Origin of the sequence: Herbaspirillum rubrisubalbicans (assembly GCF_003719195.1) — a bacterium.
GTDB lineage: Bacteria > Pseudomonadota > Gammaproteobacteria > Burkholderiales > Burkholderiaceae_D > Herbaspirillum > Herbaspirillum rubrisubalbicans.
The window spans coordinates 1836870-1859714 of record NZ_CP024996.1 but is presented as its reverse complement, the minus strand read 5'-3'; the positions used below and the strand labels follow the sequence as shown (position 1 = coordinate 1859714).

Annotated in this window: 18 protein-coding genes; 5 read left to right on the top strand and 13 right to left on the bottom strand. The window is 62.8% G+C overall.

Annotated elements, in window-relative coordinates:
- Positions 1-96 precede the first annotated feature (96 nt).
- Positions 97-1734, bottom strand: a complete 1638-nt coding sequence (locus tag RC54_RS08250; protein WP_058894959.1) for a methyl-accepting chemotaxis protein — start codon at positions 1732-1734, stop codon at positions 97-99.
- Between the two features lie 185 nt (positions 1735-1919).
- The gene (locus tag RC54_RS08245; RefSeq protein WP_061789378.1) at positions 1920-2732 is read right to left on the bottom strand and encodes an AraC family transcriptional regulator; all 813 of its coding nucleotides are present in this window, start codon (positions 2730-2732) and stop codon (positions 1920-1922) included.
- Between the two features lie 113 nt (positions 2733-2845).
- Between RC54_RS08245 and RC54_RS08240 the strand changes: the two genes are divergently transcribed.
- Positions 2846-3730, top strand: a complete 885-nt coding sequence (locus tag RC54_RS08240) for a DMT family transporter (protein ID WP_061789379.1) — start codon at positions 2846-2848, stop codon at positions 3728-3730.
- Between the two features lie 94 nt (positions 3731-3824).
- Here the strand turns inward: RC54_RS08240 and RC54_RS08235 are convergent, their stop codons facing one another.
- Positions 3825-9608, bottom strand: coding sequence for a two-partner secretion domain-containing protein (locus RC54_RS08235; protein WP_123020418.1), 5784 nt, complete (start codon positions 9606-9608; stop codon positions 3825-3827).
- On the opposite strand from RC54_RS08235, the gene RC54_RS25055 reads away from it, so the two are divergent.
- The gene (locus RC54_RS25055) at positions 9607-9867 is read left to right on the top strand and encodes a hypothetical protein (RefSeq protein ID WP_156425815.1); all 261 of its coding nucleotides are present in this window, start codon (positions 9607-9609) and stop codon (positions 9865-9867) included. The two genes, RC54_RS08235 and RC54_RS25055, sit on opposite strands and share 2 nt — an antisense overlap.
- Positions 9868-9872: 5 nt before the next feature.
- Here RC54_RS25055 and alkB read toward each other — a convergent pair whose 3' ends face one another.
- The 3 genes from alkB to RC54_RS08220 form a co-directional block, all read right to left on the bottom strand.
- Positions 9873-10526 (bottom strand): DNA oxidative demethylase AlkB, encoded by a 654-nt coding sequence (gene alkB, locus RC54_RS08230; protein ID WP_058894953.1) that lies wholly within the window; start codon positions 10524-10526, stop codon positions 9873-9875.
- The gene (gene ada, locus RC54_RS08225) at positions 10523-11701 is read right to left on the bottom strand and encodes a bifunctional DNA-binding transcriptional regulator/O6-methylguanine-DNA methyltransferase Ada (protein WP_061790595.1); all 1179 of its coding nucleotides are present in this window, start codon (positions 11699-11701) and stop codon (positions 10523-10525) included. The genes alkB and ada overlap by 4 nt, the downstream gene beginning before the upstream one ends.
- A gap of 92 nt (positions 11702-11793) precedes the next feature.
- Positions 11794-12312 (bottom strand): Lrp/AsnC family transcriptional regulator, encoded by a 519-nt coding sequence (locus tag RC54_RS08220; RefSeq protein WP_017454267.1) that lies wholly within the window; start codon positions 12310-12312, stop codon positions 11794-11796.
- Between the two features lie 147 nt (positions 12313-12459).
- Between RC54_RS08220 and hppD the strand changes: the two genes are divergently transcribed.
- Both hppD and RC54_RS08210 read left to right on the top strand, forming a co-directional pair.
- Positions 12460-13569, top strand: a complete 1110-nt coding sequence (hppD, locus tag RC54_RS08215) for a 4-hydroxyphenylpyruvate dioxygenase (RefSeq protein ID WP_061790594.1) — start codon at positions 12460-12462, stop codon at positions 13567-13569.
- 181 nt (positions 13570-13750) lie between these two features.
- On the top strand, positions 13751-14101 hold the full coding sequence (locus RC54_RS08210; RefSeq protein ID WP_061790593.1) for a hypothetical protein: 351 nt from the start codon (positions 13751-13753) through the stop codon (positions 14099-14101).
- A gap of 15 nt (positions 14102-14116) precedes the next feature.
- Here RC54_RS08210 and RC54_RS08205 read toward each other — a convergent pair whose 3' ends face one another.
- From RC54_RS08205 to RC54_RS08175, 7 genes are all read right to left on the bottom strand, one after another.
- A complete protein-coding gene (locus RC54_RS08205) occupies positions 14117-15487 on the bottom strand; it encodes an MFS transporter (RefSeq protein ID WP_082803211.1) in 1371 nt (456 codons plus the stop codon).
- A gap of 78 nt (positions 15488-15565) precedes the next feature.
- On the bottom strand, positions 15566-16405 hold the full coding sequence (locus tag RC54_RS08200; protein ID WP_058897518.1) for an ABC transporter substrate-binding protein: 840 nt from the start codon (positions 16403-16405) through the stop codon (positions 15566-15568).
- Positions 16406-16650: 245 nt separating this feature from the next.
- Positions 16651-17355: an ABC transporter ATP-binding protein gene (locus tag RC54_RS08195; RefSeq protein ID WP_058894949.1), complete on the bottom strand. Its 705-nt coding sequence runs from the start codon at positions 17353-17355 to the stop codon at positions 16651-16653.
- A complete protein-coding gene (gene livG, locus RC54_RS08190; protein ID WP_058894948.1) occupies positions 17355-18131 on the bottom strand; it encodes a high-affinity branched-chain amino acid ABC transporter ATP-binding protein LivG in 777 nt (258 codons plus the stop codon). The genes RC54_RS08195 and livG overlap by 1 nt, the downstream gene beginning before the upstream one ends.
- Positions 18128-19354 carry a high-affinity branched-chain amino acid ABC transporter permease LivM gene (locus tag RC54_RS08185; RefSeq protein WP_058894947.1) on the bottom strand — a complete coding sequence of 409 codons (1227 nt, stop codon included), beginning with the start codon at positions 19352-19354 and terminating at the stop codon, positions 18128-18130. The genes livG and RC54_RS08185 overlap by 4 nt, the downstream gene beginning before the upstream one ends.
- Positions 19355-19397: 43 nt before the next feature.
- A complete protein-coding gene (gene livH / locus RC54_RS08180; RefSeq protein WP_058894946.1) occupies positions 19398-20324 on the bottom strand; it encodes a high-affinity branched-chain amino acid ABC transporter permease LivH in 927 nt (308 codons plus the stop codon).
- Between the two features lie 99 nt (positions 20325-20423).
- Entirely contained in the window at positions 20424-21554 is a 1131-nt protein-coding gene (locus RC54_RS08175) for a branched-chain amino acid ABC transporter substrate-binding protein (protein WP_058894945.1), read from the bottom strand.
- Between the two features lie 412 nt (positions 21555-21966).
- Here RC54_RS08175 and RC54_RS08170 point away from each other — a divergent pair, with 412 nt between their 5' ends.
- Positions 21967-22743, top strand: a complete 777-nt coding sequence (locus tag RC54_RS08170) for a phosphodiester glycosidase family protein (RefSeq protein WP_058894944.1) — start codon at positions 21967-21969, stop codon at positions 22741-22743.
- Positions 22744-22845 lie beyond the last annotated feature (102 nt).

Here is a 22845-nt window from a genome sequence, read left to right as displayed (position 1 = left end):
TCAATAGTCTCTTCTGCATCCCTCGCAGAATGGTTGGCCGGAGCAAATGCTCCGGCCTTTTTTATGCGCCCAGGCTAACCGCTATTGCGGCCAACTTCAGGCCAACGCCAGCGCTGCGGAGGGCTTGGCAGCAATGGCCGGGCCTGCCCCATTGACCTGCTCATGGGCTCCGACCGGCAGCTTGAAGACCTGCATCAACTCCAGCAGCTTGCTGGCCTGCGCGCTCAAGCTCTCGGCCGCCGCCGCTGACTGTTCCACCAGCGCCGCGTTCTGCTGGGTCGAGTTATCCAGTTGCTCGACAGCAGTCCCCACTTGGGCGATGCCTTGCGTCTGCTCCTGAGTGGAGACCCCGATCTCAGTGACCAGGGTCGCGACCTGGCGCACCCGATCCACCACCCCGCTGATGGCCTGTGAAGCTTCCTGCACCTTGGCATAGCCACTATCGACCTTGTCTACGCTATCTTCGATGAGGGTCTTGATCTCGCGCGCCGCCTGCGCCGAGCGATGCGCCAGCGTGCGCACTTCGGACGCCACCACCGCAAAGCCGCGCCCCTGTTCGCCGGCACGCGCCGCCTCCACCGCCGCATTCAAGGCCAGGATATTGGTCTGGAAGGCGATGCCATCGATCACCGCGATGATCTCCTTGATGCGGGCCGAACTGGAGGCGATATCGCCCATCAGATCGACCACCCCGGCCACCGCATCGCCACCCTGGCTAGCCTCCTGACTGGCATCGCCAGCACGCTTGACGGCCTCGCCCACGGTCTGGGCGTTTTGCTTGACCGAACCGGTGAGCTGCTCCATGGAAGCGGCCGTCTGCTCCAGGTTGGAAGCTTGTTCCTCGGTACGTCGACTCAGGTTGAGATTGCCGTCCGCAATCTCGGAGGCCCCGGTATCGATGGCATGGCAGCTCTTGTAGACCTCCTGGACCAGATGCGACAGGCGCAGCCGCATACTTTCCATGGCGGTCAGCACGCTGCCCTGGTCACCCTGGCGCAGTTTGACTCGACTGGCCAGGTCCCCATCGGCAATCGCCTGGGCAATGGCCACCGCATAGAGCGGCTCGCCACCCAACTGGCGCGTGATGGAACGCTGGATCACGACACTGAAGGCCACGCCCACCACCACCATGGCCGCCAGCAGGGCCACCAGATACCAGGCTGTGCGATCGACGCTTTCGGCCGAACGGCTGATGTGGTCCTGCACCGCCTGGTCATATTGCTTGACGATCTGCAGGAACACATCGCGCAGCTTGACGTGGGCCGGGTCGGTAGTCTTCTGCAACTCGGCCAGGGCGCCCGGCACGTCATCCTGGTCAGCCTTGTCCATCAGGCGCTGGAAGGACTCCCGGTAAGCCGGCCAGGCTTGGTTCAGCGCCGCCAACAGCGGTTCCAGTTGCGGGCTTTTCTCGGCCCCCTGGAGGTAGTCGAAGGCATCCTGGATCTGCGCCTCGGCCTTCTGGTTCAGTGCGCGGGTACCGACGCGCGACTTGGGATCGTTCGCATTGGGATAGATATAGGAATAGCCGCGCCGGAAATGAATGGCCATGGCCAGGGCCGCAGTATTGAGTTTCTGCATCGGCGCGATGCGCTCCTGGTACATCTGGCGTTCCTGAGAGCTGATGCTGTGCAGACTGAAGATGCTCCAACTGACCATGACCAGCATGGCCACCAGGAACAACGCTGACAGCAACGCAAGACGGGCCGAGACCCGCAGATTTTGCAGAAAAGACATGTTCTAGCTTCCCAAGGCGAGTTTTCGTTATGTTTGCAGCGCCCTGCCCCTGCGGGTGCTGCATCCGGCCATCCAGTCATCGGATGACCGACCAATTTACCGCAACTCAAGCGGGATTTAAGAAGGAAAAAGCATATATTTCCTGCATTTAAAGAACGGAAGAGCTATCCTATGCGGCTTTCCGCTCAACCCGTCCTCCGGGAATCGCCCAGCGACGCTGGGTGCGAGGACGGCGCATAGCCCGTCATCTTCCTGAACATCGTCGAAAACGCCGCCGGCCGCTCATAGCCCAGGTCATAGGCAATCACCGTCACCGAGTGCCCCAGGGCCAGCCGAGAAATCGCATTGACGACACAGGCGCGCAGCCGCCACTGCTGGAAACCCATACCCGTCTGCGCCAGGAACCGGCGATTGAAGCTCCGCTCGCTCATGTACAGCCGCTGGGCCCATTGGCCAGGCCGCGCGTGGATCGACGGTTCCCTCATGAAATCACGGCACAACGCGCCCAGTTTGTCATCCTGCGGCAGCGGCACGTGCACCGGAATCTCGCGAGCGCGACCGATCTCCTGCAACAACAACCGCATCAGGTTTTCCTCACGGCTGTGCGGCGCATAGCGCGGATCGATCCGGGTCGCCTCGATCAACAGTTCGCGCAACAGCGGCCTGACCTCCAGCACCTGGCAGGTCAGCGCATCGCGCGGCGCGTGATCAGGCTCCACGAAGGCGCTACAGGTGGTCACCGGCAAGAGCATACGGCTCTGGTGCTCACGCCCGGAAGGAATCCACACCGCGTGCTGCGGCGGCACCACCCAGGCCCCATCTTGCGTGACCACCTGCATCAGCCCACCCAGTCCAAACAGCAACTGCGCCCGCCGATGACTGTGCCAGGGCTGCAGCGAACCGCTGGGATAATCGGCCCCCGCTGCCACCACCGGCCGCGCGATGCCATCGATCCGATCAATCGGTAACTTCAGAGGTGGTTGCGATGGCTTGGGCATGGCAGGCGGAGTCCAGATCGGTCATGGCGTGAATTCGAACATTATTGACTCATGAATGAAAGTCAGTCAAAGCCCCTTTGCTCTACTGTACTGGCTTTGATGAAGGTGACGACATGAACCTACCGACACTTGCCGGCATCCTGGTCGCGCTGATCTGGGGCATACAGCCGGTGATCTCGCGCTACGGATTGCAGCAAGGGCTCACGCCCTACGATGCCACCCTGCTGCGCTATCTCACCAGTGGCCTGCTGGTCCTGCCCTATGCCTGCAAGCGCGGCCTCATCGGCGCCTGCGGCGTGGGCTGGTCGCGCGGGCTGGTGCTGTTCATCTTGTCGGGGCCCTTGTTCAGCCTGGTGCTGGTGGCCGGCGTCAACTATGCACCGGCCTCGCATGGTGCGTTGATCCATCCGGCACTCACGCCCTTGTTCGGCTTGGCGATCAGCCGATTCGTGTTCGGCCAGCGTGAACGGTTTTCGTTGTGGGGAATGCTGCTGCTCCTGGCGGGCCTGGTGCTAGTCGGACTCAACGGCCTCCTTGCCAGCAGCGGCCTGACACCAGCAGGCGCGTGGCGCGGCGATCTGCTGTTCGTGCTATCGGCCTTCATGTGGGCGTGGTATCTGGTACTGAACCGCAACTGGAAAATCGCCCCGCTGGACGCCGTGGCACTGACCCAGGTGCTGTCGCTGGGATGCATGGTACTGACGCTGCCCTGGCTGGGCGGGCAGACCTTCGGCAAGCCGCTGCCGGCGTTGCTGCTGCAGAGTGCTTATCACGGCGTGCTGGTGAGCATCGTCAGCGTGGCCTTGTTCAACTGGGTAGTGGCGCGACTGGGCGTCAAGGCGCTGATGCTCAATGCGCTATCGCCGCTGTTCGGGGTGATTGCTTCGGCTGGAGTGCTGAGGGAGCCGTTGTCGGTGTCGATGATGGTGGGGGCAGTGGTGATCGTGGGGGGCTTGGGGGTGGGGTTGCGTGGGGTGGGGAGGAGTCGGGAAGCTTAGTCTGGGTGGGGCTTATCAGCGTCAAGGTGACGCCCGCGCCTACCGAGCCGGCATTGAAGAAGGTGCCGGCAGTGCGTAAGTTGAAGCTATCTTCTCAAATTTTCAGCAATCCAAAAAATCGACCGAATACAGCATAGATACCCACCTGCGTATAACGATTGCCCGCCACGATGCTGACATTGCCATCGGTACTACCAATGGTCGAAGCCGACGCCGTCTGTCCCTGACTCTTCCCGTCGTGACTCTGCTCACGCGTGCCTATGGTCACGCCGAAGCCTGCGCCCATCACTCCGCTAGTGGTCTCCTTGCGGAAATTGTTTTTAGTGCTGCTATCCACGGCAGCCACGATATTGACATCGTTACCCGCAGCCATGCCCACGCCTTGCGTCGCGACGACATTGCTACCAATAACGTTGATGTCCTTGCCCGCCCTCACCACCACCGTATTGCCAGACAACGTCGTGCCTTGATTGATGCGCTCGCTACTGCTGTCATCGGTGGTCACAGTACGCGAAGACAGCACGCCACCCGCATCGGTCTTCTTGTGCTGATCACGCGCACTGGCCGTGCTGACATCGGTGCCGATGTTGATGTTATTGGCTGCTGTGGCCGCCAACGAGCCTTCGGCGTTAACGTAGGCTGCCTGGGCATTGATGTCGCGACCGGCGGTCACGCTGATGTCCTTGCCCTGCACCGTGCTGCCGATGGCGTTGTCACGGTTGACTTCGGCGCGGTTGTCGTTGTCCCAGGCGAGTTTTTCTTGGCTGGTTTCGTGGACGGTAGACAGGTTCACATCGCGCTGGGCGGCCAGCGTGATGTTGTCTGCGGAGGTGCCGCTGGCCTTGAGGTTGATGTCACGACCGGCCACGGCAGTGAGCGAACCATTGGCCTCGGAGACTGACATCGAGGCATTCTGGTTGATGTTGGTGCCGCTGGTGACGGCGTTAGCCGTTGCTACCGTGGTGGAAGCGCTGTTGATGTCGCGGCCTGCTGAGGCCACCAGGCTGTTGCGCGCATCGATGGTGCCGCCGATGTTGTTGATGTCCTGTGCTGCCGCCACCTGCACATCCGCGCCAGAGATACGCCCGCCCAGGTTCTGGAGATTGGCGCCGGCCAGCGACACCCCCTTGCGCGCAGCAATGGTGCCGCCGCTGTTGACGATATCCTGCGCCGCCTGGAAGGCTACATCATTGCCCGCAATCAGCGTGCCCTGTCCGGTCACCTCGACGTTGGAGGCGTGTACATACACCTGCGGCACCAGCACTTCCTGCGTGCTGCCATCGGGCAGCGTCACCGTCTGCTTGACCAGCCAGACGATGTCGGTCTTCAGTGCCGCCACCTGCGCATCGGTGAGGGCGACTCCCACCGTGTAGCGCTGGGCTTGCGCCACTTGCAGGCCGGCGTTCATGAGCGCCTGGTATTGCGCTTCGTTGCTGCTGTAGCCGGCCAGATAGCGCTGGCCGGTGATCTGCTGGATCTGGCGTTGCACCAGCTGCTGTTCATAGAAACCATCGCCCAGTTGCCGCACGCCGGACTGTAGGCCCAACTGGTTCAACATGAAGTCCGACGACAACCAGTTGCGCGTGCCCACGAATTGCGGATCGGTCTGGACCAGGTAGCGCTGCGCAGGGCCGGCATTGATGCGGTAGAGCGCATTGTTGGGCAGCGTCAGATCAAGACTGGCGATGCGGATGCTGGCCGCGCCTGCGCTGGCGCCCGCCGCCCCCGAGACCGACGCTGGCACTGCCCGCACCGAGTTGGCCCGGTTGGGGCCGGCGCCGCTGGTGGGGCTGATGTCCAACTGGAAGTTGGTGACGATGTCCTGCGACTGGTAAGGCACACCATCATAGCGGCGGTCGTCCGCGCTGAAGCGGTGACTCTTGATGTAGGTGAACACGGCCGAACCGGTCGAGACCACGCGCTGCATTCCCAGCGGGCCGGTGTTGTTGATGGCGGTACCGTTGACGCTGTCACCGGCCAGCGTGCCGCCGGCGATGACCTGGCTGGCGTAGTTGTTGAGCGCACCAGCGGCCAGGTTCATGTTGCCGCCGGAGGTGATCATGCCGGGGTCGCTCTTGGTGACTACCGTGCGGGTGATCTGTTCGGTGCCGTCGTAGATGCTCCATTCGCGGTAGGAGCGGCTGTTGACGTTGTTGTTGAAGGCGGCGATCTTGTCGTTGAGCACTAGCAGCGCAGCGATGTACGCGTCGTACTTGGGCTTCCAGACATCATTGGCCGCTTTCCATGCAGCATAGACCTCGGGATCAACCGGCACCGGATAGCACGAGTCATAACACATCTCGCCGGGGCGCGGCTCCGCCCCGGGGCCTGGGCCTGGATCCTGCGGCGGCGTCACCCCCATGACTGCCCAGATACGGTCAGTGGCCGTGTAATTGATGACCGGTGGAATGTAGACCGCATCGGCATCTCCCATCGCCCCCTGGCTGTAGGGAGGAACATAGGCAATGGCCACCGCATTATCGCCACGGGCACCGCGCGAATAGTCAAACGGAGGTCCATAACGCTCGGCCGGGTAGGCGGCCGAAGGCAGCAGCAAGCGATAGTTGTCCTCATCGCCCATGGCCCGCCAGTTGGCGGCATTGAGGATTTCTCCGGAACCCCGGTTGTAGAGCCAGGCCGAGTTGGAATCCAGCAATTGCGATGAGCCATTGAGCCGGAAGTTGATGATGCGCTTGCCCGGCCCCGTCTGATCCGTGGTCTCCAGATGCGCGTTGCTATTGTTGATGCTCCCGGCTGCAATACTCAGGTTGCCATCGGCATTGATGGTGGCGCTGCTGTTGTTGACTTCCCGCGCCGAGCCCACGGCCTTCTTGTTGGCATCCAGCGCGCCGCCGATGACCATGTCGCCCACCGAGTAGATCAAGCCATGTTCGCTGTTGTTGATGACGCCAGCGCCAATATCAAGTCGGTTGCGCGCGGCGATCACCGGGGCGCTGGTAACGCCATCGACGGTTTCCGCCTGGTTGTTCAACACGTCTGCGCCAATGGCGATGTTGTCGCCATAGATGCGGCCCGTGCCGAGGTTGTTGACGGTGCTGCTTTCGATGATCGTGTTCACGCCATCGATCAGGCCCCGGTTGATGAAGGTGTGTACATCGGTGGCCTTGAGCCTCAGGGTATTGCCCACCAGCGCGCCGCTGGCCTGGTTGTCGATGGTGGCGGCCGTCAGCGTCAAGGTGCCGCCGGCGCCGACCGAGCCGGCATTGGTGAAGGTGCCGGCGGTACGCAAATCGAGCTCGGCTGTGGCTCCGATCTGCCCGGTATGAAGGATTGAGGCGACCAGGTCCATGCGCAGGTCTTTCTGGCTCAATACCCGACCACTGCCTGTGAAGGAATATGCCAGCAAGGTGGTCTGCCGTCCGGCGATGATGGTGCCGTTGCTGTTGTCGATGGCCAGGGTGCGCGTGCTCGGGTTGGCGTCGGTCAACACGGCGCTGTTGGTGGCGGAGATCAGGCCGTTGCCGTTGTCGATGCGGCCGCTGGCAGTCAGCGTGATGGCGTCGCCGCGCACGGCGCCCTGGTGGTTGCTGATGTCGGTGGCGGCCACGTTGACGGTGGCGCCTTCTACGCCCTGGTCCTGACCTTGGGTGTTGTCGTTGCGCACGCTGCCGGCTTGCACGTTGACCGTGCCATCCGAGCGCAGCAGGCCGCCGCTGTTATCCACGCTGCCGCTGCCGGCCTGGATGTCCACGCCCTGCTTGGCCTGCAATTGACCACCGCTGTTGGTGACGCTATTGCCTTGTACGGTCAGCTTGCCGGTGGCGCCGATGGAGCCAGCGCGGTTGTCCAGGGTGGCGGTGTTGAGGTTGATGTCGCTGTTTGAGGAGACCAGGCCGGCATTGACCAGCGTGGCGGCGGCGATGTCCACCGTGCCCTGGGCCTGGATGCCGCGTGTGCTGCCGGAGTGGCTGTTGCGCACGGTCTTGCCGCTGGCGTCGATTTTTAAGGTGGTGCCGGCTTGCAGCAGGCCGCCATCGTTGTTCAGGTCGCCGCTGCCCACCGTGAGTTGGCCTTGGGCGGCCAGCGTGCCGTTGCTGTTGTCCAGACTGCCGCTGGCGATCTGCAGGTCGCGCTGGGCGCTGACCTGGCCGCCGCGGTTGCTGAAGGTTTGTGATTGGCTGTCGAGGTGGATGTCGGTGGCGTTGAGCGTGCCGGCGCTGTTGTCGATGCCCGCGCCGGTGAGCGTGAGCGACTGCGCCGCGCTGACCTGGCCCTGGTTGGCGAGCTGGCCGCTGGTGGTGATGGTAAGTGCATCTTGGCTGGAAGCCAGCGTGCCGCGGTTGTCCAGGGTGGAGGACTTCAGTTCGACGCCGCCATTGGCGCCCAGCGTGCCGCTGTTGCTGATGGCTTGCGCAGCCTGCACGCGCAGGGCATCCACCGCGTTGATGTTGCCGCTGTTGGTGAGGCCATCGGCCTGCACGGCAACCGACTGCGCCGCTTCGATGCGGCCACTGTTGGTAGTGCTGCCGCTGCTGTTGACGCGCACGCTGCCCTGGCGGGCGCTCAGGGTGCCGCTGTTGTCCAGCGTGCCGGCATTGAGCGTGGCGTCGGTGGTCGCTTGCAGCGTGCCGCTGTTGCGGATGCCGGCGGAGGCCTGCATCGTCAGGGACGCGCTGCTGCCGAGGCTGTTGCGGTTGTCGATGCTCGTGGCGCTCACCTGCACCGGACCTTCGCCACCGATGCTGCCGGTGTTGAGCACGCTGTCGCTGGCTTGCACCGTCAGCGCTCCACTGCTGGCCATGCTGCCGGCATTGTCCAGGGCGGTGGTGGTGATGCTGGCTGCGCTCTTGCTGCCCAGTTCTCCACTGTTGCGCACGCCACCGGTGGTCTGCACGGCCAGCAACCCGTTGGTGCTGAGGCTGCCGCTGTTTTCCAGGCGACCATCGGCGGTGACCACGGCCTGTCCGACCGAAGCGCCGATGGTGCCGGCGTTACGCACGCCCACGCCATGTTCGGTGGAAGTCAGGTAGATATGGCCGGCATACATGCCGCCCAGTTGCGCCACGTCGATAGCCACCGCCGGGGCGGCGTCGCTGGGGGCCACGCCGGGCTGTACGCTGGCATGGTCGGCGCTGACCGTGTTCAGGCCGGCGCTGACCTTCAGTTCGGGCGCCCATACCCCCGCGTTGACCTGCACCGCGCGCGCGATGATCTCGGCGTAGTCGGTGCGGCTGGCGTCCAGGCCATTGCCTTCGATGTTCACCGCGCCACTGGCCACGCGATAGCTGTCCAGGTTGCCGTTGTTGATCTGCGGCACACCCGTGGTGAGCGTGGCGCGGTTGGCGTTGATGAAGCCGCAGCCGGCGCAGGTGATGCCGGCCGGGTTGGCCACCACCACCTGGGCCCGGTTGCCCGCCACTTCCAGGTAGCCGCGCAGGTAACTGGGGTTGGGCGAATTGACCTGATTCACGATCACCCGCGCCGCCCCCGTGGCCAGCCAGGGGTTGCCGGCCACGTAGCCGCCCAGCTGGGTGGTGGTCGTGGAACGGGCGTTGTTGAGGATGACGCCATTGGCGCCGACATCGAACTGGCGATAACGATTGAGCGACACCCCGGCTGTGCTGGGGGTCTGGATGTTGACCACCGGCACGCCATTGGGGGTCACCAGCACGGTGGGTTGCTGGGTGCGCGGGGCCGTGCGGTCGCCCAGGATCTGGGCGTGGGCCACGGTATTCATTGCCAGCGCCAGGGCCACCGACAGCAGCGAAAAGCGCAAGGCCGACGGCAGCAGATCGGGCAAGGTTCCGCTCGGGCCGGCCGTTCGGCCCTGGTGCTGGATGCTGGAGGCAATTTCTGCGACGGCCATCAATTGGCCGCGATGCCGGTTGAAAACCAGCTTGTAACGCTGACGATTCATGAACACCCCTGTGGCGGTTTTAGTTATCACCGGTCGGCCAACGAACCCCGATTCGTTGTTTGCCGTTGCCAGTTGGCAAGAATTTGCTTGCCAGGGGCCAGATGTTAATTTAAGTTGTCAGCACGTTGACAGCTTCCCTCCTATTGAGAAGATTTCCTGTTGGCAAAATCCAACAATTGTTTTCATTTCATGCCATTTTGTTTTGATTCCGGGCCGCAAGTGGCTGGAGGGGCAAGGCGCGGCGCGATTCGGATTCTGATTGTTTTAGCGCGCGCGACGGAAGGTCAGGTTATAGCGGCAGTTGCCAGTGAGGGCATGGTCGCCCTCGCGCAGGGTATCGATGCCGTGGAAGGCCAGTCGCGCCGGGCCGCCCCAGACCACCACATCACCGCTTTCCAGGCGCAGGCGGCGCGGCTTGTCGGTGCGGGCCAGGCCGCCGAAGAGGAAGGTCGCCGGCAAACCCAGCGAGACCGAGACGATAGGTTGGGCCATGTCGGCTTCATTGCGGTCCTGGTGCAGCGACATGCGCGCACCGGGTTGATAGCGGTTGATCAGGCAGGCATCCGGTGCGAAGGCGGCAAACCCGGCCGCTTGCGCCGCACGCTGGGCCAGGGCGACAAAAGCCTCGGGCATCGGCGGCCAGTCGCGTTCGGCCAGCGGGTCCAGTACTTGATAGCGATAGCCGCGCCGGTCGGTGACCCAGCCATATTGACCGCAATTGCTCATCGCCACCGACATGCGAAAACCGCCCGGCGTTTGCATGTGGCGTAGGGGCGATGCGGCCAGTACCTTGGAGATCCCTGCCATCAAGCTTGCGGCCTCCTGTTCATCAACGAAGGCACGTAGCAGCAGTGCGCCTTCGGTGATGCTCTCGACGCTGGGGGTGCGGGCAAGGTCACCGAATAGATCGCCCGTCACTTGCCGCTCCCGCTACGTTGTGGCGCGGCCTTGATGCACTGGATGCGGTCCTGCACGTGCGTTGCAGCCGGCGCCCCGGAAGCCGCCGCTTCCTGCGCCAGCAAGGCCGCCTTGCGTTCCACTCCCCAGCGATAACCGGAGGGCGAACCATCCAGTCGGACGATGCGATGGCAAGGAATGAGCACGGCGATTTCATTTTGGGCGCAGGCATTGGCCACGGCCCGCACCGCCTTGGGCTGACCGATGCGCGCGGCCAGTTCGGCATAGGTCAACGTCACGCCGGGCGGCACGGCGCGCAATGCCTGCCAGACGCGCTGCTGAAAGGCGGTGCCACGCACGTCCAACGGCAGCGCGGCGCCATGTTGCGGGTCGTGCAGCACGGCCAGTACCTGCGCCAGCGTCTGCTCGAAGGCGGCATCGACCGGGGCCAGGTCGGCTTGCGGAAAACGATCCTGCAATTGCTGCACCAGGGGCTCGGCCTCTGCGCCCAGCGTGATGGCGCAGATTCCCTGCTCGGTAGCGGCCACCAGCAAGGCGCCCAGCCAGCATTGCGCTACCGCGAAGCGGATCTTCTCGCCGCTGCCGCCACGCCGATAGGTGGCCGGTTTCATGCCCAGTTGCGCGGCGCTGTGGGCGTAAAAGCGACCGCTGGAATTGAATCCTGCCTCATAGAAGGCTGCGGTGACGCTGGGACTGTCACCCAACTGGGTGCGCAGGCGGCTGGCGCGATGGGCATCGGCATAGGCCTTGGGCGTGAGCCCGGTATGCTGCTTGAAGAGGCGATGGAAGTGGTAGCGGCTCAAGCCCACGGCTTGGGCCAGGATGTCGGTGGCGGGTGCCTGCTGGGCGGCTTCGATCAGGCGGCAGGCCTGTGCGATGGCCTGGGCCTGGCGCTGCTGCAGCGGTGGCTGGTCAGGCTTGCAGCGCTGGCAGGGACGAAAGCCAGCCGCTTCGGCGGCGGCGCAACTGTCGTGGAAGCTCACGTTCTTGCGCAAGGGCGTGCGCGCACCGCAGGACGGTTTGCAATACACCCCCGTGCTCTTGACCGCATACCAGAAGCGGCCATCGGCGGTGGGGTCGCGCCCTTGCACGGCTTGCCAGCGAAGCTCATCGTCGTGACGATTGCCGGGCGGCTCAGGCTGGGCCAGCGGCTGGGGGGTCATCATGGTCGGCATGGGGCACTCCTGGAATCGGATCTTCTGATTCTAGGCCTGGCTGGATACAGCCACACTCCGGCGCTTGCTTTTGAATTCGCGCGCCGGTCGGCTCATTGCGAGAAACGGATGCGCTGGCGCGACTTGACCGGTTGCATCACATGTTCCAGCGGCAGTTCATGCGACTGCTTGACCTTCTTCAAGGTGATGTTGGACTTGACATTGGTCACGCCCGGCAAGCGCAGCAGCCGCGTCATCATGAATTCGGAAAAGGCCGCCAGGTCGGGCGCCACGATGCGCAGGATATAATCGCCCTCTCCCGTCACGGAGAAACACTCGGTCACTTCCGGCATCGCCTCCACGGCTTTTTCGAAGAGTTCGCCACGGGTTTCACCCTGGCGGTCCAGGGTCACGGTGGTGAAAGCGGTCACCCCCAAGCCGACCACGGCCGGGTCCAGCACGGCGGTATAGCGTTCGATGACGTGGGCTTCTTCCAGGCGTTGCACGCGACGACTGATCTGGGAAGTGGACAGGTGGACTTTCAGGCCCAAGGCACTATTGGTAATATGACCGTCACGCTGCAACTCGGTCAGCAAGGCCAGATCGTAGCGATCCACATTGATGATGCTCATTTATCCCTCCAAAGTTCTTATTTAAGATTTATTTGTGCATATTATCCAATATATCGCGCAAAAAACAATCACAAATTGCAGCATCGACGCAATAAACTCCTCGCATAGGCCGGGCTTGCCGGCCTTCCACACACGAGGAGATATAGCATGGGCCACGCAGACAGCCAATTCACCCCAGATACCACCGCCGCAGCCACCAGCCAGGATTTGTTCGACAACCCCATGGGCACCGACGGCTTCGAATTCGTCGAATATACCGCCGCCGATCCTGCCGCCATTGCAGGTGTATTGGAATTGATGGGCTTCACCGCCGTGGCGCGTCACCGTTCCAAGAATGTCACGCTGTATCGCCAGGGCCAGATCAATTTCATCCTCAACGGCGAACCCGGCAGCAATGCCGCCGCCTTCGCTCAGGTACACGGCGCGTCGGTGAACGCCATGGCCTTCCGCGTCAAGGATGCGGCCCATGTGTATCAACGTGCACTGGAACTGGGTGCGGAAGGGGTGGAAGCCAAGCTGGGGCCGATGGAACTGAATATTCCTGCCATCCGTGGCATCGGCGGCTCGCTGCTCTATCTGGTGGATCGCTATGGCGACCACGGCTCCATCTACGATGTGGACTTCCAGTTCTTCCCCGGCGTGGAGCGCAGTCCCAAGGGCGTGGGGCTGACCTATATCGATCACCTGACCCACAACGTCATGCGCGGCGCGATGGATACCTGGTCATCGTTCTACACGCGTCTGTTCAACTTCCGCGAGATCAAATATTTCGACATCGAAGGCAAGGTCACCGGCCTGCGTTCACGCGCCATGACCAGCCCCTGTGGCAAGATCCGCATCCCCATCAACGAGAGTGCCGACGACAAGTCGCAGATCGAGGAATTCATCAAGCAATACAACGGAGAAGGCATCCAGCATATCGCGCTGGGAACCGATGATATCTACCAGACCGTGCGTGCACTGCGCGCGCGGGGTGTGCCGTTGCAGGACACCATCGCCACCTACTACGATCTGGTGGAACGTCGCATTCCCGGCCATGGTGAAGATCTGGAAGCGCTACGTGAACTGAAGATCCTCATCGATGGCGCGCCCACCGCCGACCAGGGCCTGCTGCTACAGATCTTCACCCAGAACCTGATCGGTCCGGTGTTCTATGAAATCATCCAGCGCAAGGGCAATGACGGTTTTGGCGAGGGCAATTTCAAGGCCTTGTTCGAATCCATCGAGCTGGACCAGATGCGCCGTGGCGTGATCTGACGACCTTGGCCGCCCTCCCCTGAAGCCGCCCGAACAAAGGCGCAGCGCCCTTCACGGGCCTGCGCCTTTTCCTTTTTTTACTTTCTGCGACTCAAGCTTTGCGAGGCTTTGCCGTAAATCTACCCAAGGCCACACCGCATGACCCTTGCAACCACTTGCGCCCGTCGGGGCTGGAGTTAGCATGAACCTCGCGTATGAAGAAGAACAAACTGCCCAGGCCCAAACCGCCGTGCTGGCAGACACGCTGGACAATGAGCCCGCCGAGCTGGTGGCGCAATTGAGTCATCGTATCCTGATCCTGCGGCAGCAGGCGCAATCGCTCATGCGCTTCCCGGCCAACCGTGATGGCAAGCAGCAGCGCCAGTTGCTGCAACAGCAGATCCGCAACCTCTACCAGCAATTGTTCGTGCTGGAACAGCAACAGGCACAGCGCCGGATGCGCAGCGAAAACTATCTCAGCATGGCACTGTCGGTAGCCGCGCACGCCGCCCATCAACACGCCCACGGCGAAGCCTTGGCCCCGACGCTTTAAGTCCAGCCCCCAACCTCAATAGCGCAGCCGCCACAGGCTGACCAGGCAAGCCGCGCCAGCCAGGGCGGCTGCACACCAGAGCACCAGCGCATAAGGTGCGTTCGACAGCGCCAGCAACATCGCCACCACCGAAGCGCCCACGGTCTGCCCGGTCAGGCGCGCCGTGCCCAGCATCCCGCTGGCACCGCCGGTACGTTCGCGCGGCGCGGCGCTGATCATGGTGCGGTTGTTGGGTGTCTGGAACAGCCCGAAGCCCACGCCACACAGGGCAAACATGGCCACCATCACGCCATCCGGCGTGCCCGGCTGCACCAGCAGCAGCGACAGCAGCCCCAGGCACATCACCGCCAGACCGATCCCCCCCAGGAGACCCGCCGCGATGCGGTCGGAGAGCTTGCCCGCCATCACCCCGGTCAAGGCCACCGCAATCGGCCAGGCCGTCAGCAGCAGGCCGGCGCGCGCCACGCTCATGCCCTGCTGGTTCTGCAGCATGAAGGGCAGCATCACGAACACCGCCATCTGCGCCGCGAAGGAACAAAACGAAGTCCCAATGGACAAGGCAAACAGCGGGATGCGCAGCAGGTCCAACGGCAACATGGGGGCACTGGACGATTGCAGCTTGAGTAGCAGCACCAGGCTGATCGCTGTTAGCACCGTACAACCGCCCACCACCCAAGCACCTTGCAGATGGCCGACGGCATCGATGGTATAGAGCAGCAAGCCGATGAAGCACATGCACAGCAAGGCGCTTTGCCGGTCGAATGGCCGCGCCGACAAGGGATTGGTGGGCAAGGCGCGATGCCCCACGGCCAGCGCCGCCAGGCCCAGCGGAATATTGATGAGGAACAGCCAGTGCCACGTTGCCAGGTGCAGGATCAAGCCCGCCACGGTCGGTCCCAGCGCATTGCCGGTGCCGGCCACCAGAGCGTTGTAGCCGATGGCTCGGCCCAATAGCCGGGCCGGATAGATGAAGCGGATCAAGGCCGTATTGACCGACAGGATGCCGGCCGCCCCCAGGCCTTGCAGTACCCGCGCCAGGCTCAGCTGCAGCATGTCGCCGCTGGCCGCACATGCCAGCGAGGCCAGCGTGAACAGGAATACCCCGCCCAGATAGACCCGCCGATAGCCGATCACCTCACCCAGCGAGGCCAGCGGCAGCAGGCACACCGCCATGGCGATCTGGTAGCTGTTGATGACCCAGATGGCATCGGCATCGCTGGCCTTCAGATCGGCGGCCATGAGCGGCAGGGCCAGGTTGGCGATGGAGCCGTCGAGCACGGCGATGCTCAGGCCCAGCACGACGGTGGCAATGGCCAGCAGGCGTTGGCGCGGTGGCAGGCCATCATGATTGGTATGAAGGGAAAGACTAGGGGCGGAAACAGACACGATACGTTGCGGGACGAAAGGACGGCGAAAAGGACGACGAAAAAAATATGAAGAAAAAGGCAAGGCAGCGGCAAGCCGCTAGCGGAAGCTGGCAATCGGAGTCAGTTTCTTGTCGCGGGCAATGTTGAACTTGGTCTTGGGCCCGAACCACTTGCTCCACAGGGCATCGATCTCGCCCTCTTTTTCCAGCGCCGCCAGGGCCTGGTTGACCGCATCAAGCAGCTTGTGCTCGCCCTTCTTGACACCCAATGCGGTCGGCTCCCAGGCCAGCGCCCCTTCGACGAACCGGAAGCGTCCCCCCGACTCGTTGACGAAGCGAATGCCCGAGGGCATAGAGATGGCCAACGCATCGACCTTGCCCTGGGCCAAGGCCAGGAAGGCTTGCGGGGTATCGGGGAAGGTCACCAAGGTGGCCTTGGGCAACACCCGGTGCGCCGCCTGTTCCGGGGTCGAATTGCGGTTGGCGCTGATGCGCTTGTCGGCTAGGTCCGATACCAGGTTCAGGCCGGCATCACTGTGCACGATCAGCTTGATCGGATTCTGGTAATGCGAGGCGGTGAAGTCGATCTGGTGCGAGCGCTGGCGGGTGTAGCCCAACGCCGCCGACAACAGGTCTGCCTGGCCCTGCATCAGGGTCGGCAGGCGTGCTTCCACGGTCACGCTCTTGTGCTGCATCCGCACCCCCAGCTTGCGCGCCACGGCGCTACACATGTCGACGTCGAAACCGACGATCTGGCTGGTCTGCGGATCGGGAAAACCCAAGGGTTCATTGTTGGCCAGCGTGGCACAGATCAATGCGCCGCGCGCCTGGATCTGGGCCAGGCGGTCAGCATGGGCGGCAACGGGGAAAAGCGATGCACTGGCCAATAGCAGGCTGCCCATGCCCAGTTTTTTCAGGTGTTGCGAAATCTTTTTCATGCTTTTCCTCATCGAATGTCGAGGATAGCCCGAAACAATCCCGGATGTCACTGGGAGGAAACAGTTACCTGCACAGTTACAAACAAAACCTCACATCCGGCCAATACAGTGGCCTGACAGTAGCCCCAACACATCAGCTCACATGACCAGTACGCCCTGCCCTGCGTTGCCCTTCGTCGCCAGTACAGAAGACAACGGCCCGGTGGGCGAGGACCGGGCCGCTGTCTTCGGGTGCGCTGACAGTGTCAACCGTGGCCCAGATATGCCTTGCGCACCTCGCTGTTGGCCAGCAGGTTGGCCCCGCTGTCGGACATGACCACGTGACCGTTCTCCAGCACATAGCCGCGGTCGGCCACGCCCAGCGCCTTGTTGGCGTTCTGCTCCACCAGGAACACGGTCACGCCGCTGGCGCGGATGGTGCGGATGATCTCGAAGATCTGCGCAATCACCAGCGGCGCCAGGCCCAGCGTGGGTTCGTCCAGCAGCAGCAGGCGCGGCTTGCTCATCAGCGCCCGACCGATGGCCAGCATCTGCTGCTCGCCGCCGGACATGGTGCCGGCGCGCTGGGCGGCGCGCTCCTTCAAGCGCGGGAAGAGACCAAAGACATAGGCAATGCCCTGCTCGATCTCTTCGTTGCTGGCGAAGAAGGCCCCCATCTTGAGGTTTTCCAGCACGGTCAGGCTGGGGAAGACGCGCCGCCCTTCGGGCGAGATCGCCAGTCCGCGGCGCATGATCTCGTGGGTGGGCAAGCGGGTGATGTCCTGGCCCTCGAAGATCACGCGGCCGCTGGAGGCGCGTGGACGACCGCACAGCGTCATCAGCAGCGTGGTCTTGCCGGCGCCGTTGGCGCCGATCAAGGTCACGATCTCGCCCTTTTCCACATTCAGCGACACGCCATGCAGCGCCTCGATGGCGCCATAGTGGGTATGCACCTTGTCAAATTGCAGCATCACTCTTCTCCCAGGTAAGCCTTGATCACACGCTCATCGCTGCGCACCTGTTCGGGGGTGCCAGTGACGATGGGCTTGCCATGCTCCATGACCAGGATGCGGTCGGAGATGCCCATGATGAGGCTCATGTCGTGTTCGATCAGCAGCACGGCCACGCCATGTTCGCGGCGCAGGCGGTCGATCAGTTGCGACAATTCCTGCTTCTCCTGCGGGTTCAGGCCGGCCGCTGGTTCATCCAGCAACAGCAGGCGCGGCTTGGTGATCATGCAGCGCGCGATTTCGACGCGGCGTTGCAGACCATAGGAGAGCGTGCCGGCCTCGCGGTTGGCCAGGGACGTCAGGCCCAGTTGCTCCAGCCAGTAGGCCACACGTTGCAGCGCCTCCTGCTCGGAACGGCGATAGGAAGGCGTCTTCAACAAGCCCGACAGCAAATTGGTATTGACCTGCTGGTGTTGCGCCACCAGCAGGTTTTCCACCACTGTCATGGACTTGAAGAGGCGAATGTTCTGGAAGGTGCGCACCAGTCCCTGCTGCGCCACCTGGTGGCTGGGCTGGCGGGCAATGGAGACGCCATCGAGGGTGATCTCGCCCGAGGTCGGCTGGTAGAAGCCGCTGATGCAGTTGAAGACGGTGGTCTTGCCAGCACCATTGGGGCCGATGATGGCGAAGACTTCGCGCTCCTGCACCGCCAGCGAGACGCCATCCACGGCCAACAGGCCGCCGAAGCGCATCGACAGCGTGGACACTTCCAGCATGGTCTTGACTGGTTGGCTCATTGCGGCAGCTCCACGTGCGGACGGGTTGCGGGAAGCAATCCTTGCGGACGCCACATCATCATCAGCACCATCACCAGACCGAAGATCAACATGCGATATTCGGCAAAGCTGCGCGCCAGTTCGGGCAGCACGGTCAAGAGGATGGCGGCCAGGATCACGCCCAGTTGCGAACCCATGCCACCCAACACCACGATGGCCAGAATCAGGGCCGACTCGATGAAGGTGAACGATTCCGGCGTCACCAAGCCCTGGCGGGCGGCGAAGAAGGAACCGGCCAGACCGGCGAAGGCGGCGCCCAGCGTGAAGGCCGAGAGCTTCACGCGGGTCGGGTTGATGCCCAGCGAGCGACATGCGATCTCATCTTCACGTAGGGCCTCCCAGGCGCGGCCCATGGGCATACGCAAAAGACGACTAGTGACGAAATAGGTAAAGAGCACCATCAGCAAGGCCAGGAAATACATGAAGATCACCATGTGCCCACCCTGGTAGGACAGGCCGAACACCTGGTGGAAGGTGGTACCGCCTTCGGTGACGGGATTGCGCGCCATCACCAGGCCGAACACGGTCGGCTTGGGGATGCCGGAGATGCCATCGGGGCCACCGGTGATGCTGGTCAGGTTGTTGAGCAAGAGGCGGATGATTTCACCAAAGCCCAGCGTGACGATGGCCAGGTAATCACCGCGCAGACGCAGCACCGGGAAGCCCAGCAGGAAGCCGAAGAGTGCTGCGGCGGCCGCCGACAGCGGCACGCATTCCCAGAACGAGAGGCCGAAGTACTGGTTGCACAATGCGTAGGTGTAGGCACCCACGGCGTAGAAGCCCACATAGCCCAGATCCAGCAGGCCGGCAAAGCCGACCACGATATTCAAGCCCAGGCCCAGCACCACGTAGATCAGCGCCAGGGTCATCACATCCACGTAGCCGCGCGAACCGAAGAAGGGCCACACCAGTGCGGCCAGCAACAGGAGCACCAGCGCGGCGCGTTGCTGGCGCGGCGCCAGACGCGGCAGCGCCGGCAGCTTGATGCTGGCAGTACCGCGCGCCAGCGTCGGCTTGGCCAGCTGGAACAGGAACACGGCCAGCACCGCCACCAGCACCGGAGTCCAGTGGGTGTTGAGGACCACGCGGTAGCCCTCCAGTTGCAGTTGCATCCCCAACAGCGGAATGGTCAATACGGCGGTCACCAGCGCCGCCGCCACGGCATTCTTGAAAGTCTCGGGCATCACGCCTCCTTGAATATGTCGTTGTCCGTCGCGTACAGCACGCTCAGACCTTTTCGATGTCGGGCTTGCCCAACAGGCCCGTAGGACGGAACAGCAGGATCAGCACCAGCAGCCCGAAGGACACCACGTCCTTGTATTCGGAAGGCAGGTAGCCGGCCGCGAAGGTTTCGGCCAGGCCCAGCAGCACGCCGCCCAGCATGGCGCCGGGAATGCTGCCGATGCCGCCCAGCACCGCCGCCGTAAAGGCCTTGATGCCGGCAATGAAGCCGATGTAGGGATTGAGCTTGCCGATGGTCAGCGCAATCAACACACCGCCCACTGCCGCCAGCATCGCGCCCAAGACGAAGGTGAAGGAAATCACCTTGTTGGTATCGATACCCAAGAGGTTGGCCATGCCCATGTCTTCGGCGCAGGCGCGGCAGGCGCGGCCCATGCGCGAGCGCGCGATGAACAGCGTCAAGGCCACCATCAGTGCCAGCGTCACGCCCACGATGACCATGCGCGAATACGGCACGGTGACGGTGAAGTCGCTCCCCATCTGGAACTCCAGCGCACCCGAGATCAGCACCGGCACCGACATGTCGCGTGCGCCCTGACCGATCTGGACATAGTTCTGCAGGAAGATGGACATGCCGATGGCCGAGATCAGCGGCACCAGGCGCGGCCCGCCACGCAAGGGACGATAGGCCACCCGCTCGACGGTCCAGCCATAGAGGCCCGTGACCAGCACCGAGACGATGAGCGCGCCGCCCAAGAGCAGCGGCAAGGGATAGCCGGACTGCACGCCGATGGCGGTCAAGGTCACCAGGCCCACGTAGGAGGCGATCATGTAGATCTCGCCGTGGGCGAAGTTGATCATGCCGATGATGCCGTAGACCATGGTGTAGCCGATGGCGATCAAGGCATAGATCGCGCCCAGCGAGAGCCCGTTGACGAGCTGCTGGGTCAGTTGAGGGAGCAATTCATTCATGAGGGAACCCATAAAGTGGAAATGCCCCATTCCGACTGCAATGGGGCATTTCGCGGTTTGACGTCAGCTCAGACAGTCACGCCAGCGATTCGGGGCGAATCACTTGGCTTCGGTCTTGGTGGCATCCTTGTGCCAGGTGAAGACCACGAACTTGAAGGCCTTCAGGTCGCCCTTCTTGTCGTATTCGACGTTGCCGATCGGGGTCTTGAAGCTGTTGGCGTGGATGTAGGCGGCGACCTTGTCCGGGTCGGTGGACTTGGCGCCGGTGATAGCGTCGGCAATGATCTTCACCGCCGAGTAGGCCGGCATCTGGAACGGACCATTGGCGTCGCGCTTGGCGGCGGCAAAGGCCTTGACCAGGGCAGCGTTGGCAGGATCGGCGGCGAAGTCGGCCGGCAGGGTCACCAACATGCCTTCGGAAGCCGGACCGGCAATGGCGGTGATGTCCTTGTTGCCCACGCCTTCAGGGCCCATGAAGACGGCCTTGACGCCCTGCTCACGCGCCTGGCGCATGATCAGGCCCATTTCCGGGTGGTAGCCGCCGAAGTAGACGAAGTCCACGCCCTGCGACTTCAACTTGGTGACGATGGCCGAGTAGTCGCTGTCACCGGCATTGATGCCTTCGAACAGCACCACCGGTACCTTGGCCGCTTCCAGTGCGCTCTTGACCGATGCGGCCACACCCTGGCCGTAGGACTGCTTGTCGTGCAGCACGGCGACCTTCTTGGGCTTGATCTTCTCGATCACGTAACGGGCAGCGGCCGGACCTTGCTGGTCATCGCGACCGATGGTGCGGAAGATGAACTTGTGCGGCTTGGCTTCGGTCAGCTGCGGGGCAGTGGCCGAGGGGGTGATCATGACCACGCCTTCGTTCTCGTAGATGTCGGAGGCGGGGATGGTGGAACCGGAGCAGACGTGACCGATCACGTACTTGATGCCCTGGCTGACGATCTTGTTGGCCACGGCCACGGCTTGCTTGGGTTCGCAGCCATCGTCCATGAGCACGGCTTCGAACTTGTTACCGTTGGCGCCGCCGGCGGCGTTGATCTGTTCGATGGCGGTCAGGGCGCCGGCCTTGACCATGTCGCCGTACTGGGCCACGGCACCGGTCAAGGGACCGGCGATGGCGATCTTGACGGTGTCGGCTTGGGCCAGGCCAGCAGAGGCGGCCAAGCCGGCGAAGGTGGCGGCAGCCAGGGCGATCTTGGTCAGACGGCTTGCAAATTTCATGTCGTTTCCTCCAGGATGGAACGGATTCAAGAGGCGCCGTTACCTGGCCAGCAGGCCGGCGCGCGTAGGGCCGCGGTTCTCTGGCCCCGTTTTACGGGAGACCTGCCGCAGCATGGGGGCAGAGTGTAACACTGCCGTCATCTAGGGCAAATTTTTTTTGAATATTGGCCATCCCCCGTCATTTATGCGCTGTGCAATTCGATTTTTCGCACATTTCATGCTGTTTTTCTTCATTTTCCCACATTCGGTGCAGCTTCGCACTGCAGCATGAGCGAATTCGGTGCATCGCCCGCAAAGCCTTTCCTGGACTGGATTTTCGGGTAAAAGCGGGATTTCCCATGGCAAGCCCGTCGGGGGCCATTTACAATACCGCCTCGCCCCGTGCGGTCCTGCAGAACAAGACTTGGTTTCGATGCTTCAATTCCTTTTCCGCCCTTCCCTCCTGCGTCTGCTGGCGCTGAGTTGCCTTGCGCTGTGGTCGGCCTCGGCTGCGGCAGCCGACATCCGCCAATACCAGTATCACCAGGTCTTCATCAGCACCTGCCGCGCCGATCCGCGCAACGACACCATCCGCATGTACTGGAAGGATGCCAACGGCACGCCCTTGGGCAACTTCAGCCGGCTTGACGCCCACCTGCGCAGCCAGGGCCAGGAAATGGTGTGCGCCACCAATGCCGGCATCTACGACAAACAGTTGCAACCGCTGGGCCTGTATGTGGAAGGCGGCAACCAGTTGCGCCGTCTCAATACCCGCAAGAACGCCTATGGCAATTTCTACCTGCAGCCCAATGGCGTGTTCGTCTTGAGCGACCGCCAGGCCTATATCGTTGAGACCTCGGACTACCAGGCCGAGCTGGGGCTATGGAATGGGGTGGCGCGCTATGCCACGCAGTCGGGGCCGCTGATGATCGTGGAGGGCAGGATCAATCCCCGTTTCGATCCGGCCTCGGCCAATACGGTGGTGCGCAATGCGGTGTGCCTGGATGCGGCCGGGATGGTGACGCTGGCCATCGCGCGCAATCCGATCAGCTTCTATGACTTCGCCAGTTTCCTGCGAGACGAACTCAAGTGCAGTGACGCCTTGTACCTGGATGGCAGCATCTCGCGCATGTATCCCACGCTGGAAGCCAACATGGGTCCGGCCTTCGGGGCCATGATCGCGGTGGTCAAGCCGTACCCGGGCAAATAGCACCCGCTGGTTCGACTGGCCAAAAAAAGCCCGCAGCCAATGAACTGCGGGCAAGTTCCCTATCAAGAGGGAGGTTGAAGGAACAGTTCAACCACCGGTACG

Excerpts from the sequence above, each read along its gene's own strand:
- RC54_RS08250 (WP_058894959.1), bottom strand. The coding sequence starts at position 1,734 with ATGTCTTTTCTGCAAAATCTGCGGGTCTCGGCCCGTCTTGCGTTGCTG.
- RC54_RS08245 (WP_061789378.1), bottom strand. The coding sequence starts at position 2,732 with ATGCCCAAGCCATCGCAACCACCTCTGAAGTTACCGATTGATCGGATC.
- RC54_RS08240 (WP_061789379.1), top strand. The coding sequence starts at position 2,846 with ATGAACCTACCGACACTTGCCGGCATCCTGGTCGCGCTGATCTGGGGC.
- RC54_RS25055 (WP_156425815.1), top strand. The coding sequence starts at position 9,607 with ATGAACACCCCTGTGGCGGTTTTAGTTATCACCGGTCGGCCAACGAAC.
- RC54_RS08235 (WP_123020418.1), bottom strand. The coding sequence starts at position 9,608 with ATGAATCGTCAGCGTTACAAGCTGGTTTTCAACCGGCATCGCGGCCAA.
- ada (WP_061790595.1), bottom strand. The coding sequence starts at position 11,701 with ATGCCGACCATGATGACCCCCCAGCCGCTGGCCCAGCCTGAGCCGCCC.
- RC54_RS08220 (WP_017454267.1), bottom strand. The coding sequence starts at position 12,312 with ATGAGCATCATCAATGTGGATCGCTACGATCTGGCCTTGCTGACCGAG.
- hppD (WP_061790594.1), top strand. The coding sequence starts at position 12,460 with ATGGGCCACGCAGACAGCCAATTCACCCCAGATACCACCGCCGCAGCC.
- RC54_RS08210 (WP_061790593.1), top strand. The coding sequence starts at position 13,751 with ATGAACCTCGCGTATGAAGAAGAACAAACTGCCCAGGCCCAAACCGCC.
- RC54_RS08200 (WP_058897518.1), bottom strand. The coding sequence starts at position 16,405 with ATGAAAAAGATTTCGCAACACCTGAAAAAACTGGGCATGGGCAGCCTG.
- RC54_RS08195 (WP_058894949.1), bottom strand. The coding sequence starts at position 17,355 with ATGCTGCAATTTGACAAGGTGCATACCCACTATGGCGCCATCGAGGCG.
- livG (WP_058894948.1), bottom strand. The coding sequence starts at position 18,131 with ATGAGCCAACCAGTCAAGACCATGCTGGAAGTGTCCACGCTGTCGATG.
- RC54_RS08185 (WP_058894947.1), bottom strand. The coding sequence starts at position 19,354 with ATGCCCGAGACTTTCAAGAATGCCGTGGCGGCGGCGCTGGTGACCGCC.
- livH (WP_058894946.1), bottom strand. The coding sequence starts at position 20,324 with ATGAATGAATTGCTCCCTCAACTGACCCAGCAGCTCGTCAACGGGCTC.
- RC54_RS08175 (WP_058894945.1), bottom strand. The coding sequence starts at position 21,554 with ATGAAATTTGCAAGCCGTCTGACCAAGATCGCCCTGGCTGCCGCCACC.
- RC54_RS08170 (WP_058894944.1), top strand. The coding sequence starts at position 21,967 with ATGCTTCAATTCCTTTTCCGCCCTTCCCTCCTGCGTCTGCTGGCGCTG.